Genomic DNA, 15,099 nt, shown 5'->3' with positions numbered 1-15,099 from the left:
TGTCTCTTGTTTGCGTTTTGTGGCGCTCTCCTCGATGTTGGGGTCGCGGCGGGCCGGCCGCGCGCGCGGGGCGGCTGTTGCGTCGGCCCCCGGCGCCGCCCCGGCCGCCGCCCCCCACACCCGTGCGAGCCGCTACGCGCCGCCCTGCGCGGCCAACTCCCTCGCGGCCTCGGTCAGGTCCTTCGCCGTGTCGATCGCCCGCCAGTAGGCCCCCTGGGGCAGCGGGAAGCCCGCGAGGCGCCGCTCGCGCGCCAGGCGCGGGAACGTCGTCCGCTCGTGGTCCCCCAAATCGGGGAGCAGCGCGGCGAATTCGGGCCCGAAGACGTACACCCCGGCATTGACCGGGTACGGGGACTGCGGCGCCTCGATGAAGTCCAGGACGTGCCCGTACTCGTTGATCTCCACCACCCCCCAGGGGATGCGGGGACGGGCGAGCGCGAGCGTGGCCGTCGCGCCGCGCTCGGCGTGGAAGGCCGCCATCTCGCGCAGCGAGAAGCGCGTCCACACGTCGCCGTTCGTCGCGAACCAGGCCCGGTCCGGGTGCGGAAGGTGGCGCGCGGCGTACTTGAGCCCGCCGCCCCGCCCCAGCGGCTCGTCCTCCACGACGGTGGTCACGCGCAGCGGCAACGGGGCCTCGGCCAGCCACTGCTGGAGCACCTCGGCGAGATGCCCGCAGGAGACGACCACGTCGGTCACCCCCTCGGCGGCCAGCCAGGCCAGCTGGTGCCCGATGATCGGCAGCCCGGTACCCGGGATCTCGACCATCGGCTTCGGACGGTCGTCCGTGTACGGCCGCAGCCGCGAACCCTGGCCACCCGCCAGGACCACTGCCTGGGTCGGGGAAGCCGGGAACGCGGCTGCGTGCGGGACGGAGGGGAACGCGGCGTCGGCCGGATCGCTCATGTCGGTGTGCGGTGCTCTGCGGTGCCGTGCGGCTCTGTACGCGGCTGCGTGCGGGGCGGCCGGTCAGCCCATGGAGGCGACGCCGGACGCGTACGCGGTGTCGCACACCGGCCGCGCGAACGACTGTGCCTTCGTGGGCCCGTAGGCGTCGACGGCCGCCCGGCCCAGGGCGCGCGCGATCCCCACGCAGTGCTCGGCGAGCGAAGGCCGCCGGTCGACTTCCTGCTGGAGGTGGGTCAGTACGTCGCCGGGCTGCTCGCCCTGCTGGATCTCGCTCACCAGCTTGTCGCGCAGCACGTCCTGCGCGGGACGGGGCTTCGCGGGGACGGAGACGTCCTCGGCGGACGCGGTCAGGATCTGGGAGGGGGTGTTGTCCGCCCAGGGGACCATGGTGACCGCGAGGGTCCCGGACAGGACCAGGACGACGGGCAGGACCAGGGCGAGGGATCGGCCGATACGGCGGGCAGTGTGGGTCACGAGGGCGAGAGTAGCGCTCGGTGAAGATATGGCGACATTTAGTCACCCGGTCGGGGGATGGTTCGACGTGGGTTTTCGAATTAAGGGTTGACGCGTGGGGCCGAATGGCCCGATCTGTCGGAACTTCCGGAACTTCCGGAACCTCCGGACCCTCCGGAACCTCCGGAACTCGCGCCGAAGGGGCGCCCCTTGGCGGGACGCCCCTTCGGCGGGTGCGACAGCGGGTCCAACAGCCGGACCGGACGGATCACTTGGAGAGGCGGGCCCCGGAGGACGTCGAGAAGACGTGGATCTCGTCGGCGCGCGGGACGACGTGCAGCGTCGAGCCCTTCTCGGGCACCTGGCGGCCGTTCACGCGCACCACGATGTCCTGCGAGCCCTCGGAGTGCGAGGTCGACCCGTAGACGTAGCCGTCGGCGCCGAGCTCCTCGACCACGTTCACGGTGATGGTCAGGCCGCCCGTCTCGGCGACGTCGAAGTGCTCGGGGCGCACGCCGACCGTGACCGTACGGTCGCCCGCGTCGGCGGCGGCGGACAGCGCCTCGCGCGACACCGGGACGACGCTGTCGCCGAACTTCACGCCGCCGTCCGCGATCGGGACCTCGACCAGGTTCATGGCCGGGGAGCCGATGAAGCCGGCGACGAAGAGGTTGGCGGGGCGGTCGTACATGTTGCGCGGGGTGTCGACCTGCTGCAGCAGACCGTCCTTGAGGACCGCGACGCGGTCGCCCATCGTCATGGCCTCGACCTGGTCGTGGGTGACGTAGACGGTGGTGATGCCCAGGTCGCGCTGGAGCGCGGCGATCTGGGTACGCGTGGACACGCGGAGCTTGGCGTCGAGGTTCGACAGCGGCTCGTCCATCAGGAACACCTGCGGCTTGCGGACGATCGCACGGCCCATCGCGACGCGCTGGCGCTGGCCGCCGGAGAGCGCCTTCGGCTTGCGGTCGAGGTACTGGGTCAGGTCCAGCATCTTCGCCGCGTCCTCCACCTTCTTGCGGATGGTGGCCTTGTCCTCACCGGCGATCTTGAGCGCGAAGCCCATGTTGTCGGCGACGGACATGTGCGGGTACAGCGCGTAGTTCTGGAACACCATCGCGATGTCCCGGTCCTTGGGCGGCAGGTGCGTGACGTCGCGGTCGCCGATGCGGATCGCACCGCCGTTGACGTCCTCCAGACCGGCGAGCATGCGCAGCGAGGTGGACTTTCCGCAGCCGGAGGGGCCGACGAGGACGAGGAACTCGCCGTCCGCGATCTCCAGCTCCAGCTGGTCGACGGCGGGCTTGTCGCCGCCGGGGTACAGACGGGTCGCCTTGTCGAAAGTGACAGAAGCCATGGTGATGAATCCCTTCTACCGGCAGGAACGTGCCGGACGATCCGAGTGGAAGGTCTAGTCCAGTGGCCTGGACTCCGCCCGACGCTACCGGGCCGCGCCCCTCCTGTCAGTACCCGGACGGGAGTGACTTCCCCGACGGGCGGGGCGACTGGCGGGGCGACTGGCGGGACGACTGTCAGTGGCGGCTGCTTTGATCGCGCCCATGACCATCTACGACCTCACCCGCGCCCTGCCCGACATCGAGACCCTGCGCGACCGCTGCCGGGCGATGGCGGCCCTGGAACTGGTGATCAGCGGCAACGAGGACGGCGGCTACTTCTCGTACGACCCCGCGTGGGGCGAGGACGAGGAGGCGGCGTTCATGGAGAACGGCTCGGGCGACGAGTACGCGATCGTCTTCACGGCGGACGGGGCCTTCGGACTCGGCTTCGCCCACGAATCGGCCATGAGCCCGTGGGGGGTCGAGGAAGAGGCCCTCTGGCCCGGACTCGCCGACGGCATACCGGAGGTCTTCCGCGCCTTCCTGACCGAGCCCTCCTTCTGCGTGGAGGAGGGGCTGCTCCAGGCCACGGCCGTCTTCTGGCGCGAGACCGGGGACACGGCCTGGCGGGCGGGCAAGGTTGACTTCCCGGAGGGCGACGCCTACGCGGACGGCGTGGACGACCTCTTCGAGGTCCTCGCGGCGGGCACGGCCGAGGCGTACCACGCCTTCGCCGAGGACTACTACGAGGCGGACCTCCCCCTGGAAGCGATCGAGCACATCTGGTCCCTGCGCCCGGTCACCCAGGAGATCGTCGACGCCCTCAACCCGGGCCTCCCGCTGGCAGCGGTGGCCCCGCGGCTGGTGCGCTGCGGGTACCTGCAGCCCGAGTAGAGGCGCGGAAAGTCCTTCACGGTGGGGTCTCGCCGATGTGTAGAGTGAAGGCGATTCCGTGCGCTGCGCGGGGTCGTGTGCCTCCTTAGCTCAGTCCGGCCAGAGCAACGCACTTGTAATGCGTAGGTCGTCGGTTCGAATCCGACAGGGGGCCCTTCGGGCGAAGGCCCCGGACCGTTCGTGGTCCGGGGCCTTTCGCGTGTGCGGGGTGGGGTCAGCCGCGGCCCGAGATGCGGTCGGCCAGGCGGGCCAGGGGGGTTGTGGTCGGGGTGTGGGTGGTGGATTCGCGGCGGTCGGCCTCGCGGTAGGCGGCGTAGAGGGCCTGGACGCCGAGCCAGCGGAAGGGCTCCGGCTCCCAGCGGCGGACCCGGTGGTTGACCCAGGGGAGGGCGGTCAGGTCGGTCTTGTCGCCCAGGACCAGGTCGCGGAGGGTGCGGGCCGCGAGGTTCGACGTGGCCACACCGGAGCCCACGTAGCCGCCGGCCCAGCCGAGGCCCGTGGTGGCGTCCAGGGTGACCGTGGCGCACCAGTCGCGGGGGACGCCGAGGACGCCCGACCAGGCGTGGGTGATCTCCACGCCGGTGAGGACGGGGAAGAAGGACTCCAGGAGGTGGGTGAGGGAGGCGATCGTGGCGGGCTGCGTGCGGCCGTCGTTGTCCGTGCGGGAGCCGAAGCGGTACGGGACTCCGCGGCCACCGATGGCGATGCGGTCGTCGGCGGTGCGCTGGGCGTACATGTACGCGTGGGCCATGTCGCCCAGGGTTTCGGCGCCGGACCAGTTGAGCTGGGACCAGACCTCCGGGGGGAGGGGGGCGGTGGCGATCATCGAGGAGTTCATGGGGAGCCATGAGCGCTTCTGGCCCTTGAGGGCGGCGGTGAAGCCTTCGGTGCAGCGCAGTACGTACGGGGCGCGGACCGTGCCGTACGGGGTGAGGGCCCGGCGCGGGGCGATCTCGGTGACCGGGGTGGATTCGTGGATGACCACGCCGAGGCGTTCGCAGGCGGCCGCCAGCCCCTTGACCAGCTTCAGGGGGTGGATGCGGGCTCCGTGCGGGGTCCAGCTGGCGCCGACCGCGTCGGCGACGTTGATGCGGGCACGGGCGTCGGTGGCGTCGTAGAGCTCGCGGTCCGTTTCGCCGAAGGCGAGTTCGGCGGCGTGGAAGGCCTTGAGGCGGCTCAGCTGGGCGGGGGTGCGGGCGACTTCGAGGACTCCGCCGCGGTGGATGTCGGCGTGGATGTCCTCCTTGGCGGCCACGTCGATGACTTCGGTGACGGTGTCGTTCATGGCGTGCTGGAGGCGCTGGGCGGCCTGGTGGCCGTGGAGGGCGGCGTAGCGGTCGCGGCCGGCGATCCCGTTGTAGAGCCAGCCGCCGTTGCGGCCGGAGGCCCCGTAGCCGCAGAACTTCTGTTCCAGGACGGTGACGCGCAGGTCGGGGGCGGCGGTCTTGAGGTAGTAGGCGGTCCACAGGCCGGTGTAGCCGCCGCCGACGATGACGACGTCGGCCGTGGCGTCGCCGGTGAGGGGGGTGCGGGGTGGGTGCTCGGTGGCGGTTTCGTCCGTCGCGTACCAGAAGGAAATTCCGCCGTTGATGGTCATGGGGGAGTTGGTACACCCCGTTCCGGAGGGGTGTCCAGGGTCGTGATGTCGGGTTTCGGGGTGCGAGGGGTGGCCGAATGACTGATGTGGGGGGAGGGGTTCCGTCTTTAGGGTGGGGCGGGGATTTTGTTGTGGTTTGGGCGAGAGGTGCGGTTCGTATGGTGCGGGTTGTGGTGGCGGGACGGGTGGTCGCGGCGGTCGCGTCGGTGGCGCTGCTGGGCGGGGCGGTCGTCGGTTGCGGCTCCGGTGACGGTGACGGTGACGGTGACGGTGACGGTGGCGGAGGGAACTCCGTCGCCACCGAGGTGCAGGTGCGGACCAGTCCGATCGCCGATCGGCTCGCGAAGCTGCCGGCCGTGGTCGACGGGGACAGGATCGTCGTGGGCAGGGCGGACGCGCCGCGCACCGCGCGGGTGATGGTGGACCCGAAGTGCGGCTACTGCGCGAAGTTCGAGGAGGCCGGCGGCGAATCGCTGCTGAAGTGCGCGGCGGCCGGCCAGGTGAAGATCGAGTACCTGCTGGCGTCGTTCCTGGACCGGGGCGGGCGGAGCGGTTCGGTCAAGGCGGTCAACGCGCTGCGCGCGTCGGTGGACGCCGGGAAGTTCGCGGAGTACCACGCGGCGGTCTTCGCGAGCCAGCCGAAGGGGAAGTTCACCGAGGAGCTGCTGCTGAAGGTCGCGGACGAGGTGCGGGGCCTGCGCGGGGCGGACTTCGACAAGGCCGTGAGGGAGCAGAAGTACAAGGAGTGGGTCGGCGAGGCCGAGAAGGGCTTCGAGGCGACGGGGGCGCAGGGCACGCCGCTGGTGCTGGTGGACGGGAAGCCGGTCGGGACGAAGGACGGGTCGATGTTCGACGCGAAGGCGTTCGCGGAGGCGTTGAAGGGTGCCGGGGTCGGCGGGGCTTCGTAGGGTGCGGGCATGATCCGTAACGCTGTCGTCAGCGACATCCCCGTCATCCACGCCATGATCCGTGAGCTCGCGGAGTACGAGAAGGTGCCGGACGAGGCGCGCGCCACCGAGGAGCAGCTGAGGGAAGCGCTGTTCGGGGAGCGCCCGGCGGCGTTCGCGCACATCGCGTGGACGCCGGAGGGCGAGGCGGTCGGGTTCTCGCTGTGGTTCCTCAGCTTCTCGACGTGGCGCGGTGTGCACGGCATCTACCTGGAGGACCTGTACGTGCGCCCGGGCGTCTGCGGCGCCGGCCACGGGAAGGCGCTGCTGCGGGAGCTGGCGCGGATCTGCGTGGAGCGCGGCTACGAGCGGCTGGAGTGGTCGGTGCTGAAGTGGAACGAGCCGACGATCGCCTTCTACGAGGCCTTGGGTGCGCGGCCGCAGGACGAGTGGTCGGTGTACCGGCTGACGGACGGGGCGCTGGCGGAGCTGGGATCGGAGTAGGGGTGAGGGCGACCTGGTCGGCGGTGGTCGACGCTCCCGGTGCGGATGGGGCACCGGCAGCGCCGACCGGGGTTCAGCGGAGGGTGACCACGGCGGCCATCCACTGATGGGTGGCCGTGCCGGTGGCCGCGTAGCTTCCGGTCGCGGACACCGTGCGGTAGGCGGTGGCCAGTTGGTCCTCGACGACGGACAGCGTGGGCAGGGCCGAGAAGCCGGCCGACCAGGTCGCCGCCGCGCCGCCCTGGACGCCCGCCACGCCGAACACGAGCTCGTCGGCCGAGGTGGTGGGTGCGGTGGCGCCGGAGTTGAAGGGCGTCCCGGCCGCTCCGGTGGCTACCGAGGTGCGGTCGACCGCCGTGACTCCGGTGAACTCGTCCACTGCGGCGTGGTGTTCGCCGGTGGTCGGGAAGGTGAGCGTGATGCTGTCCGCGGTGGTCAGCGGGTTGACGCCGAGCGCCGCGAGCACCAGGGTCCGGTCGCTGGAACCGTCGGTCTTGTCACCGACCAGGGTGTAGGAGTTGCCGCGGGTGTCGGTGGCGGTGACCGTGCCGGAGTGGGTGTTGGTGAGCATCGCCGAGACCAGCAGGGTGTCGCCGCTCCTGACGGCCCGGGTCACCGGCAGGGTCAGGGAGGTCCCCGAGGCCGCGGCGGCCGATGAGGAGACCCGCCCGGCGTAGGAGATCGGAGCGGTCGCCTTGAGCTGGTTGCGGTAGACGGAGTCCGCCACCGCGAAGCCCGAGGACAGACCGGCGGAGGCGTCCCACCGGTAGTGCACACCGAGGTAGAGCCGGCTGTAGGCGTCCTCGTTGGCGGCATCGGTGAAGCTGGTGAACTTCCGTGTCACGCCCACGGCGTGCGGGTCCTCGGTGGTGGCGGTGAAGGGCACGTTGTCACCGAAGTAGGCCCGCATCACCCCGGCCCAGGCCCCGGCGAAGGTGGAGTGCCCCGAGACGTAGGACGGGAACGAGGGGGTGAAGCTGTTGCCGTCCCGGTCGGGCGACAGCGGCTTCCAGGTCTTGTCCGGGGTGACGCCCGGGCTGCTGATCCTGTCGGCGAGGGTGATCGCACTGACCGGGCGCCACAGCTGGATGGCGGTCTCGTACTTGGAGTCCCAGGCGACGATCGCGGCGTCGGCCATGGAGAGCGAGACCAGGGCGAAGAGCCGCGCGTTGGCGTACTGGCTCAGGCCCTGCTGCTTGGACACGATCTGGGTCAGGCTGAAGAGCTGGCCCGGCGGCTTGTACGTGCCGAGCGGGTGCTTGGCGTCGGGGCCGAGGTCGTTGGCCCAGAAGAGGGCGCTCTGGGTCTGGTCGGGGGTGCGGGCCGTCGAGCCGGCGGAGCCCAGCGACTGTACGTCCGCCACCTGGGCCGCGTACTCCGGGCTGGCCAGCAGCGCCGCGTAGGAGCTGTAGCCGCCGGGGAGGGCCGGCTGGAACGGCTTGAGCGAGGTCGTCGTGAACGGTGTGACGCGACCCCAGCCCGGCGTCGTCGCGGTACGCGGGGGGACGGCCTCCTCGGTGTGCAGCCAGCGGCCGGGCACGTCGGGCGTCTCGGTGTAGCCGACGGGGTCACCCGAGTGGTCGGCCGCCCTCGCGTTGACCATCGCCAGCGCGACCGCCTGACCGACGCCCTGCCCGTCGGTGATCTGCCGCGCGGTGACACCGGCGGGTATGCGGCCGAGTTCCGTGGTCAGAGCGGTGTCGAAGTCGGCCGCCTGGCCGGGGAACACCTTGACGAGCACGTCGTGCGCCGCGTAGTCGATCGCGGCTTCGGCCGAGGCGCCCGCGGGGGCGCTCACCGTCGTCGCGTAGGACCCGTAGGCCGGGGCGGCGCCGCCGGCGACCGAGTTCTCGGCGTCCCAGATGGCGGCATGCATCATCGCGCCGGCGCGGGTGAGGGGGCCCGGAGCCCCGTCCGCCTTGGTCGCCGTACGGAACGCCTGCAGAAGAACGTCGTTCCATGCCAGTACGTGGTCGTGTCCGGCCGCCGCCGCGGCGGCCGGAGTCGGCAGGGCCGCGGCCGCTCCGCCGACGACCAGCACCGCCGTCAGCGCCGTGCCCAGCCGCTTGCGCAGGTGGCGGCCTAACTGTGTCGAACTCATCGGACTCCTCCGGTCGGCAAGTGATCAATACAGCCGCGCCACCGTAGAACCGCCTGCTACCGTCTCGCTCACATCCCGCTCACAGCCCACATCCGTGCACGTCAGGGCGGTGGCGCAGGCCGGTACCCGGGGGGCGGCGCGTGGACAGCCAGGACGTGGTCGAGTTCGGCCTGCTCGGAACGCTGCTCGTCCGCGACGGGGACAACGAGGTGCGATTACGGTCGCCCAGGCAGCGGACATTGCTCGCCGCGCTGCTGCTGCGCGCCGACAGGGTGCTGCCCGCCGACGAGTTGATCGATCTGCTCTGGGGCGACCGGCCGCCGCTCAAACCGCGCGAGGCCCTGCACAACCACGTCATGCGCCTGCGTCAGCTGTTCGGACCGGCGCTGGCGGCCCGCATCAGGACGCAGGCACCCGGCTACCTGATCACGGTCGAGGAGGGCGAGTCGGACGTCCGGCGCTTCGCCGACCTGCTCGCCCGGGGCAGGAGCGCCGCGAACTCCGGGGACTGGAGCGAGAGTTCGCGGCTGCTGCACGAGGCCCTCGGTCTGTGGCGCGGCGAGCCGCTGCTGGATGTCCCTTCCCCCGCGCTGCACCTGGAGCACCACGCCCCTCTCAACGAGGCGCGCCTGCAGGCGATCGAGCTGCGGATCGACGCCGACACGCGGCTGGGCCGCGATGGCGACCTCATCGCCGAGTTGCGGGCGCTCTGCGGCGGGCATCCGCTGCGCGAACGCTTCCACGCCCAACTCATGGCCTCGCTCCACCGGAGCGGACGGCAGGCGGACGCCCTCGCCGTCTACCGCGAGTTGCGCCGCACCCTGACCACCGAGCTGGGGGTCGAACCGGCGGCGAGCGTGCAGCAGTTGCACCAGCGGATCCTGACGGAGGAACGGCCCTGCGAGCCCGTCGTCCGGCCGTCGGGCGGACCCGGCTGCGACCACACCGAGAAGCCCCTCCCGAGGAGACCTCGGAGCCGTCGCGGATACCACGCGCCCGCCCTCGCCCTGGCCCTGGCCGTGCTGATGCCGACCGCCGTCGCGTTCGGCACGGTGGCCTTCGGCCGTACCGGCGCGGACGCCACCTGCGGTCCCCCGTCGTCCGCCCATCGGGTTTGTTTCGTCGCCCGTACCGCCTCCGACGCCCAGATCCTCACCACGCACACCGTGGACCTGCCGGTACTGCGGCCGGTGCGGGCCGGGGACACCCTGATCGTCAGCATGATGCTCACCAGCACCACCCCGGGCACGGTGAACCTCACGGACACGGTGGGGAACGCGTACACCGTGGTCGGCGACGTGACCGACGCCCGCCGGCATCGCACCACGATCCTGGCCGCGGTCCACGCCAGGCCCCTCGGCACCACCGACCGGATCACCGCGACCTACCCCGAGTCCAGCAAGTACCACGTGGCCGTCGACGAGTTCAGCGGGATTGCCGGGCCCGGCCGCCAGGCCCGCGCGTCGGGCCGCGACGACCACGACATCACTTCCTTCAGCACCTCCGCCGACCCGCTCCCCTGCTCGGCGGGCGACCTGTTGGTCGGCGCGGTGGGCACCAACACCGGCTCCGCCCCGGTCTTCGCCGACGGCTGGCAGACCCTCCCGGTCCTCAAACTGTCCTCGTACCGTCTCACCACGGCCTACCGGTTCGTCACCACCGACGGAAGCTGCGCGGCCACCGGCACCACCAGCGCCCAGTGGGAGGCGGTCGTGGCCTCGCTCCACCCCTAGGGCTCCAGGACGATCTTTCCGGTGGTGGCGCGGGTTTCCAGGTCGTGGTGGGCCTCGGCGGCCTGGGCCAGGGGGTAGCGGCGGAGGGCCGGGCGCAGGCGGCCGGAGGCGGCTTCGGCCAGGGCCCGGGTTTCGAGGAGGCGCAGCGGGTCGTCGCCGCCGGCGCGTTGGAGCATGGCCGGGCCGAGGACGTTCTGGGTGGTGATGCCGCGGGCGTCGAGGGCGGCGCGGTCGGCTTCGGTGAGCGGGATCGGGCCGCCGGACCAGCCGAAGACGAGGTGGAGGGCGCCGTCGGCGAGGAGGTCGAGGGCGGTGCGGGCGACGGGCCCGCCCACGGAGTCGAAGAGGACGGTGGCGCCGCCGGGGTGGTGCGCGCGGACGGCGTCGGCCCAGTCGGGGCGGGTGTAGTCGAGGGCGAGGTCGGCGCCGTTGGCGGCGGCCAGGGCGGTTTTGCCGGGGCCGCCGGCGAGGGCGATGACGGTGGCTCCGGTGTTCTTCGCGTACTGGACGAGCAGCGTGCCGATGCCGCCCGCGGCGGCGGGGACGAGGGCGACGGAGCCGGGGCCGAGGTCGGCGTACTGGAGGATCCCGAGCGTGGTGCGGCCGGTGCCGATCATGGCGACGGCGGTGGCGGGGTCGAGGCCGGCCGGGACGGGGTGCAGCCGGTCGGCGTCGGCTACGGCGTACTCGGCGTAGCCGCCGGGGGCGAACCCGAGGTGGACGACCACGGGGGTGCCGAGCCAGGCCGGGTCGGTGCCGGGGCCGAGGGCGTCCACGGTCCCGGCGACCTCGCGGCCGGGGACTGTCGGGAGCTCGGGGAGGCGGGCCATGGGCGAAGCCTGGACGCCGCTGCGGAGCATGGTGTCGAGGAGGTGGACCCCGGCGGCGGCCACGGCGATGCGGACCTGGCCGGGGGCGGGGACGGGGAGGGGCGCGGGCTCGTAGGAGAGGTTCTCGGCGGGGCCGAAGGCGTGGAGGCGGATGGCGCGCATGGCGCCGGGGGCGCCGGGGGCGGGTACGGGGGTGGGTGCTGGGGTGGTGGTCATGCGGTCAGCCTGTTTCCTCAAGTGGAGTTGAGGTCAAGGGGTGTGTTCGTGGGGGATGTCAGTGGGGTGGTTCAGGATGGCTGGATGGCGCGAAAAGGGCACGGGTACGAGCAGGGTGTGAAGGCGGCGCGGCGGCCGGAGGTGCGGCTGCCGGAGCTGAGCGTGTGGGACGGGGGTGAGCTGGAGCCGGACGGGGACTACGACGGGCTGGAGCTCGCCGACGCGGACCTGGTGGGCCAGGACGGGGTCGGGGCCCGGTTCATGGACTGTGCCCTACGGCGCTGCGCGCTGGACGAGACCGGCCTCTCCAAGGCGCGGTTCCTGGACTCGGTCCTGGAGGGCGTCCGGGGCGTCGGGACCGACCTGTCGGGGGCTTCGCTGCGGGACGTGGAGCTGCTGGAGGCCCGGCTGGGCGGTGTGCAGTTGCACGGGTCCGTGCTGGAGCGGGTCCTGGTGCGCGGGGGGAAGATCGATTACCTGAACCTGCGCAAGGCGCGGCTCAAGGACGTGGTCTTCGAGGGGTGCGTCCTGGTGGAGCCGGACTTCGCGGGGGCGGTGCTGGAGCGGGTGGAGTTCAGGGACTGCACGCTGCGCGGGGCGGATTTCACGGGGGCGCGGCTGGCGGACGTGGACCTGAGGGGGGTGGCGGAGCTGGACATCGCGCGCGGGGTGGAGGCGCTGGCGGGAGCGGTGATCAGCCCGACGCAGCTCTTCGAACTGGCCCCGGCGATGGCCGCGCAGCTGGGGGTGCGGGTGGTGGCGTAGGCACGCGAGCCGACGGCGCCGGGCCGGGTTCCGGGCCGGGCGGTTACGCCGGGACGCGGGGGAAACGGGACTGGAGGGTCCAGATGACCGGGTTGTCGCCGAGGCCCTCGTGCATGTCGATGAGGTCCGCGATCAGGTCGTGGAGGAAATCGCGGGCTTCGCGGCGCAGCAGGCGGTGGCTGAAGGTCAGCGGTTCCTCCTCCGCCGGCATCCAGTCGGCCTCGACGTCGACCCAGCCGAAGCGGCGCTCGAAGAGCATGCGGTCGCTGGACTCGGTGAAGTCGAGCTCGGCGTACTGCCGGTTGGCGGAGCGGCTGCCGCGCGGGTCCTCGTCGAGCTTCTCGACGATGTCGCAGAGCGCCCAGGCGAAGTCCAGTACCGGCACCCATCCCCAGGCTGTGGATACTTCCCGGTCCTTGACGGTGTCGGCGAGGTAGACGTCACCGCAGAACAGGTCGTGGCGCAGCGAGTGGACGTCCGCCGAGCGGTAGTCGGTCTGCGGGGGGTCGGGGAAGCGCCGGGAGAGGGAGTAGCCGATGTCGAGCACGTACCCGATGGTGTCACGCCCCCGACGCTCTCCCCACCCGGCGGTCCCTCCCACCCGGCGGTCCCTCCCGCCCGGTGGTCCCTCTCGCCTGGTGGTCCCCCCACCCCGTGCCCTCCACCCCGGCAACCGGTCGCCGACCGGCCGGCGGCCGGACCACTGACCCGGGCCCGGTGGCCCGGCGATCGGCCCGGGGCCGGGGCCGGGGGTCGGAGGGGCCGGGGTCAGGGGAGGAGGCGTTGTTCCTTGGCTACCGATACGGCGCCTGCGCGGGTGTCCACGCCGAGCTTGTCGTAGATGCGGCCCAGGTGGGTCTTGACCGTGGCTTCGCTGATGAACAGCGCGCGGGCGATGTCGCGGTTGCCGAGGCCGTGGGCCAGCTGGCCCAGGATGTCGAGCTCACGGTCCGTCAGCGTGGGACGGGTGCCGCGCATGTGGGCCATCACGCGGCTGGCCACCGGCGGGGAGAGGGTGGTGCGGCCCTGCGCCGCCGAGTGGATCGCGGAGAACAGCTCCTCCGGGCGCTCGGCCTTGAGGAGGTAGCCCGTGGCGCCCGCGCCGATGGCCCGGGTGATGTCCGCGTCCGTGTCGTACGTCGTCAGGACGAGGACGTGGGGCGGGTTCTGGCTTGACGTGATGCGGCGCGTGGCCTCGACCCCGTCGATGCCCTCGCCGAGCTGGAGGTCCATCAGGACCACGTCGGGGCGGAGCTTCGCCGCGAGCGCGACCGCCTCCTCGCCGCTGCCGGCCTCGCCGAGGACCTCGATGTCCGGTTCGCTGCCGAGGAGCGCGAGCAGGCCGGCGCGGACCACCACGTGGTCGTCGCACAGGAGGATCGTCGTCATGGTGTGGGCTCCAGAGGGATCGAGGCCGAGAGCACGGTGCCTTCGCCCGGGGTGGATTCGATGGTCAGGGTTCCGCCGAGCTGGCGCACGCGGGCGCGCATCGCGGGGAGGCCGTGGCCCCGGTTCTCCGGCCCGGCCTTGTCCTGGGCGAAGCCGTGGCCGTCGTCCGCGATGTCCAGGACCACCTGGTCGCCCAGGAAGCTCAGGGTGATGGCGGCGGTACGGGCCCCCGCGTGCTCCCGTACGTTCGCCAGCGCGCCCTGCGCGATGCGCAGCAAGGCCGACTCCGCGCGGTCGGGCAGCGGTACCCGGGCGCCCTCCAGGTGGAAGCGGACCTCGATGTCCGGGCCCGCGTCCAGTGCGCGCAGGGCTTCGGCGAGGCCCGTGCCGTCGGCGAGTTCGCGGGGCGCGAGGTCGTGGACCAGGCGGCGGGCCTCGGCGAGGCCGCGGGCCGTGATCTCGGTGGCGGTACGGACATGCGCGCGGGCGGTGCCCGGGTCCGTGTCCCAGGTGCGGTCGGCGGCCTGGAGCAGCATCTGCTGACTGGACAGGTGCTGGGCCAGGGTGTCGTGGATCTCCATGGACAGGCGCTGGCGTTCGGCGAGGGTTCCTTCTCGGCGTTCGGTGGCGGCCAGCTCCCGGCGGGTGCGGATCAGGTCGTCGATCAGGGCCCGCTGGGCCTGCGCCTGGCGCTCCATGTGGACGAAGACGGCGGTCGCCAGCGCGGCCACGGCGGGCGGGGCGAGGAGGAGGTTGGGGTCGAAGGGCTCGGCGCTCGCCCGGGAGAGCTTCAGCTGGGCGGCGACGACGAACGCGGTGAGCAGCGCCACGAGGACGATGGCCGCCCGGGGCGGGAGGGTGCGCAGCGCGGTGTAGAAGAGCGGCACGGCACACCAGGCGAAGCTCGGCGCGAGGACGACGAGGACCACCCAGACGGCGACGACCAGGCCGAGCCAGAGGAGCCGGCGCAGGGTGGGGGCGGCGGTGCCGGGGCCCAGGGCGGGGCCGAGGACGTAGAGCAGGGCCAGGGTGATGCCGAGGGCGATGATCCACGGGGTGCGGGGTTCGCCGGGGTGGCGGAGGAGGAAGCGGGCCACGGAGGCGGCGAGGAGGAGGAAGAAGGCGGTGTGCATGACCGTGGACAGCGCGCGGGTGTCCCGGTCCCCGTTCCGGTTCCGGTTCCGGGACCGGTCCCGGTGGGGCGGGGTGGGGGTGCGGGGGCCTGTCGGGGCCGTGGGGGTCGCGCTGGTCACGGGGTGCTCCTGGGGTGGTGCGGTGGTTCCATGGTGCCGGTTGCCGTGTGGTGCGGGTGGGGGCCGCTGCGCGGGGCTTGTCCCCTACCTACCCTTCCACCGTTCCCAGGGCTGCGCCCTGACCGCTCCCGGGGGGGGGGGGGGGGGGCCGCCGGGCGGCCCCCCCCCCCCCCGCGCCGCCCGCGGGAGCCCGCCACAACGCGAGCGCAGAGAGGCCCCCCAGAGCAGGACACA

14 protein-coding genes and 1 tRNA gene are annotated in these 15,099 nt (G+C 72.5%); 6 read left to right on the top strand and 9 right to left on the bottom strand.

The annotated features are described in order from the left end of the window. Window positions 1-132 precede the first annotated feature (132 nt). The 3 genes from ACFXDJ_RS21635 to ACFXDJ_RS21625 form a co-directional block, all read right to left on the bottom strand. Window positions 133-903, bottom strand: coding sequence for an NDP-sugar synthase (locus tag ACFXDJ_RS21635; RefSeq protein WP_384849948.1), 771 nt, complete (start codon window positions 901-903; stop codon window positions 133-135). Window positions 904-966: 63 nt separating this feature from the next. Beyond that, window positions 967-1,380 (bottom strand): hypothetical protein, encoded by a 414-nt coding sequence (locus tag ACFXDJ_RS21630; protein ID WP_384663129.1) that lies wholly within the window; start codon window positions 1,378-1,380, stop codon window positions 967-969. A 247-nt stretch (window positions 1,381-1,627) separates the two neighbouring features. Beyond that, on the bottom strand, window positions 1,628-2,716 hold the full coding sequence (locus tag ACFXDJ_RS21625) for an ABC transporter ATP-binding protein (RefSeq protein WP_384663131.1): 1,089 nt from the start codon (window positions 2,714-2,716) through the stop codon (window positions 1,628-1,630). Between the two features lie 202 nt (window positions 2,717-2,918). Between ACFXDJ_RS21625 and ACFXDJ_RS21620 the strand changes: the two genes are divergently transcribed. Continuing rightward, window positions 2,919-3,590: a hypothetical protein gene (locus ACFXDJ_RS21620; RefSeq protein ID WP_384849945.1), complete on the top strand. Its 672-nt coding sequence runs from the start codon at window positions 2,919-2,921 to the stop codon at window positions 3,588-3,590. Between the two features lie 79 nt (window positions 3,591-3,669). Continuing rightward, window positions 3,670-3,744: transfer RNA gene (locus ACFXDJ_RS21615), tRNA-Thr, on the top strand. A 60-nt stretch (window positions 3,745-3,804) separates the two neighbouring features. Here ACFXDJ_RS21615 and ACFXDJ_RS21610 read toward each other — a convergent pair. After that, window positions 3,805-5,187, bottom strand: coding sequence for an NAD(P)/FAD-dependent oxidoreductase (locus ACFXDJ_RS21610; protein ID WP_384849942.1), 1,383 nt, complete (start codon window positions 5,185-5,187; stop codon window positions 3,805-3,807). 158 nt (window positions 5,188-5,345) lie between these two features. Here ACFXDJ_RS21610 and ACFXDJ_RS21605 point away from each other — a divergent pair, with 158 nt between their 5' ends. Then, window positions 5,346-6,095 carry a DsbA family protein gene (locus tag ACFXDJ_RS21605; RefSeq protein ID WP_384849939.1) on the top strand — a complete coding sequence of 250 codons (750 nt, stop codon included), beginning with the start codon at window positions 5,346-5,348 and terminating at the stop codon, window positions 6,093-6,095. A gap of 9 nt (window positions 6,096-6,104) precedes the next feature. Further along, complete coding sequence (locus ACFXDJ_RS21600; protein ID WP_384849936.1) at window positions 6,105-6,578, top strand: GNAT family N-acetyltransferase; 474 nt, start codon at window positions 6,105-6,107, stop codon at window positions 6,576-6,578. A 73-nt stretch (window positions 6,579-6,651) separates the two neighbouring features. On the opposite strand, the gene ACFXDJ_RS21595 is transcribed toward ACFXDJ_RS21600, so the two are convergent. Next, entirely contained in the window at window positions 6,652-8,679 is a 2,028-nt protein-coding gene (locus ACFXDJ_RS21595) for a vanadium-dependent haloperoxidase (RefSeq protein WP_384849933.1), read from the bottom strand. A gap of 140 nt (window positions 8,680-8,819) precedes the next feature. Here ACFXDJ_RS21595 and ACFXDJ_RS21590 point away from each other — a divergent pair, with 140 nt between their 5' ends. Beyond that, a complete protein-coding gene (locus ACFXDJ_RS21590; RefSeq protein WP_384849930.1) occupies window positions 8,820-10,412 on the top strand; it encodes a BTAD domain-containing putative transcriptional regulator in 1,593 nt (530 codons plus the stop codon). On the opposite strand, the gene ACFXDJ_RS21585 is transcribed toward ACFXDJ_RS21590, so the two are convergent. Further along, entirely contained in the window at window positions 10,409-11,404 is a 996-nt protein-coding gene (locus ACFXDJ_RS21585; RefSeq protein ID WP_384657212.1) for a zinc-binding dehydrogenase, read from the bottom strand. The two genes, ACFXDJ_RS21590 and ACFXDJ_RS21585, sit on opposite strands and share 4 nt — an antisense overlap. 138 nt (window positions 11,405-11,542) lie before the next feature. Here ACFXDJ_RS21585 and ACFXDJ_RS21580 point away from each other — a divergent pair, with 138 nt between their 5' ends. Beyond that, a complete protein-coding gene (locus ACFXDJ_RS21580) occupies window positions 11,543-12,223 on the top strand; it encodes a pentapeptide repeat-containing protein (protein WP_384657203.1) in 681 nt (226 codons plus the stop codon). Window positions 12,224-12,266: 43 nt separating this feature from the next. Here the strand turns inward: ACFXDJ_RS21580 and ACFXDJ_RS21575 are convergent, their stop codons facing one another. From ACFXDJ_RS21575 to ACFXDJ_RS21565, 3 genes are all read right to left on the bottom strand, one after another. Further along, window positions 12,267-12,770, bottom strand: a complete 504-nt coding sequence (locus ACFXDJ_RS21575; RefSeq protein ID WP_384657201.1) for a hypothetical protein — start codon at window positions 12,768-12,770, stop codon at window positions 12,267-12,269. Window positions 12,771-12,991: 221 nt separating this feature from the next. Then, complete coding sequence (locus ACFXDJ_RS21570) at window positions 12,992-13,612, bottom strand: response regulator (protein ID WP_384657199.1); 621 nt, start codon at window positions 13,610-13,612, stop codon at window positions 12,992-12,994. After that, window positions 13,609-14,745: a sensor histidine kinase gene (locus ACFXDJ_RS21565; RefSeq protein WP_384657209.1), complete on the bottom strand. Its 1,137-nt coding sequence runs from the start codon at window positions 14,743-14,745 to the stop codon at window positions 13,609-13,611. Before ACFXDJ_RS21565 ends, ACFXDJ_RS21570 begins: the two co-directional genes overlap by 4 nt. Between the last annotated feature and the right edge of the window lie 354 nt (window positions 14,746-15,099).

The sequence above is a fragment of the Streptomyces sp. NPDC059443 genome, assembly GCF_042750105.1.
Classification (GTDB): Bacteria; Actinomycetota; Actinomycetes; order Streptomycetales; family Streptomycetaceae; genus Streptomyces.
The sequence above is the reverse complement of the archived record's forward strand: the minus strand, read 5'-3'. Positions and strand labels throughout refer to the sequence as shown.

Coding starts and splice junctions, on each gene's coding strand:
- ACFXDJ_RS21605 (WP_384849939.1), top strand. CDS start 5,346: ATGGTGCGGGTTGTGGTGGCGGGACGGGTGGTCGCGGCGGTCGCGTCG.
- ACFXDJ_RS21580 (WP_384657203.1), top strand. CDS start 11,543: ATGGCGCGAAAAGGGCACGGGTACGAGCAGGGTGTGAAGGCGGCGCGG.
- ACFXDJ_RS21585 (WP_384657212.1), bottom strand. CDS start 11,404: ATGCGCGCCATCCGCCTCCACGCCTTCGGCCCCGCCGAGAACCTCTCC.
- ACFXDJ_RS21610 (WP_384849942.1), bottom strand. CDS start 5,187: ATGACCATCAACGGCGGAATTTCCTTCTGGTACGCGACGGACGAAACC.
- ACFXDJ_RS21620 (WP_384849945.1), top strand. CDS start 2,919: ATGACCATCTACGACCTCACCCGCGCCCTGCCCGACATCGAGACCCTG.
- ACFXDJ_RS21565 (WP_384657209.1), bottom strand. CDS start 14,745: ATGCACACCGCCTTCTTCCTCCTCCTCGCCGCCTCCGTGGCCCGCTTC.
- ACFXDJ_RS21600 (WP_384849936.1), top strand. CDS start 6,105: ATGATCCGTAACGCTGTCGTCAGCGACATCCCCGTCATCCACGCCATG.
- ACFXDJ_RS21595 (WP_384849933.1), bottom strand. CDS start 8,679: ATGAGTTCGACACAGTTAGGCCGCCACCTGCGCAAGCGGCTGGGCACG.
- ACFXDJ_RS21625 (WP_384663131.1), bottom strand. CDS start 2,716: ATGGCTTCTGTCACTTTCGACAAGGCGACCCGTCTGTACCCCGGCGGC.
- ACFXDJ_RS21635 (WP_384849948.1), bottom strand. CDS start 903: ATGAGCGATCCGGCCGACGCCGCGTTCCCCTCCGTCCCGCACGCAGCC.
- ACFXDJ_RS21570 (WP_384657199.1), bottom strand. CDS start 13,612: ATGACGACGATCCTCCTGTGCGACGACCACGTGGTGGTCCGCGCCGGC.